The sequence below is a fragment of the Oleiphilus sp. HI0128 genome (genome assembly GCF_001635365.1).
Genome location: NZ_LWGG01000111.1, coordinates 1 through 829 on the forward strand (window position 1 = coordinate 1; position 829 = coordinate 829).

Below are 829 nucleotides of genomic sequence, written 5' to 3' on the forward strand. Positions count from 1 at the left end.
TACTTCCAACAGGTTGGCGGGCTCGAATGTTACCCGGTAACCGGTGAAATTACCTACGGTTTGGAACGTATCGCGATGTACCTTCAGGGTGTGGATAGCGTTTATGACTTAATCTGGGCGCATGGGCCAGATGGTGATGTGACCTATGGCGATGTTTTCCACCAGAACGAAGTGGAAATGTCGACTTACAACTTTGAGCACGCCAATACTGATGCGCTTTTTGCACAGTTTGATACCTGTGAAGCTGAAAGTCAGAAGATGATTGACCAGGGTTTGCCATTACCAGCGTATGAGTTGGTGCTTAAGGCTTCCCACACATTTAACATGCTGGATGCCCGCCATGCGATCTCGGTCACTGAACGTCAGCGCTATATACTGCGTGTTCGAGGCTTGGCACGATCCGTTGCCCAGGCATATTTTGATAGTCGTAAAGAATTAGGCTTCCCTCTGGCTCCTGAAGGGATTCGTGAAGAAGTCCTTGCCAGCTTAGAAAACGCTGGTTCAAAGTCGGACAAAGGAGGCAAGAAATAATGTCTACGCAAGATTTTCTCGTTGAAATCGGGACTGAAGAACTTCCACCGAAAGCACTGAAGAAGCTCTCGGACTCCTTTACCAGTGGTATCGAAGCAGGCTTAAAAGATGCGGCTTTGAACTATGCTGAGGTAAAGGCTTTCGCTAGCCCCAGACGTTTAGCTGTTCGAGTTAAAGGTTTGGACGTGCAGCAAGCTGATAAGTCAGTTGAAAAGAAAGGCCCGTCAAAGAAAGCCGCTTATGATGCTGAAGGGAATCCTTCTCGCGCCTTGACTGGTTTTACCGGCTCGTTAGGTAT

At 48.3% G+C, this 829-nt stretch carries 2 protein-coding genes; both read left to right on the forward strand.

The features are described 5' to 3' along the window. On the forward strand, nucleotides 1-531 hold a 531-nt coding region (locus A3763_RS01365), incomplete at its 5' end, for a glycine--tRNA ligase subunit alpha (protein ID WP_156494811.1). After that, a partial coding sequence (locus A3763_RS01370) for a glycine--tRNA ligase subunit beta (RefSeq protein WP_156494812.1) occupies nucleotides 531-829 on the forward strand: 299 nt, incomplete at its 3' end. The genes A3763_RS01365 and A3763_RS01370, both read left to right, overlap by 1 nt.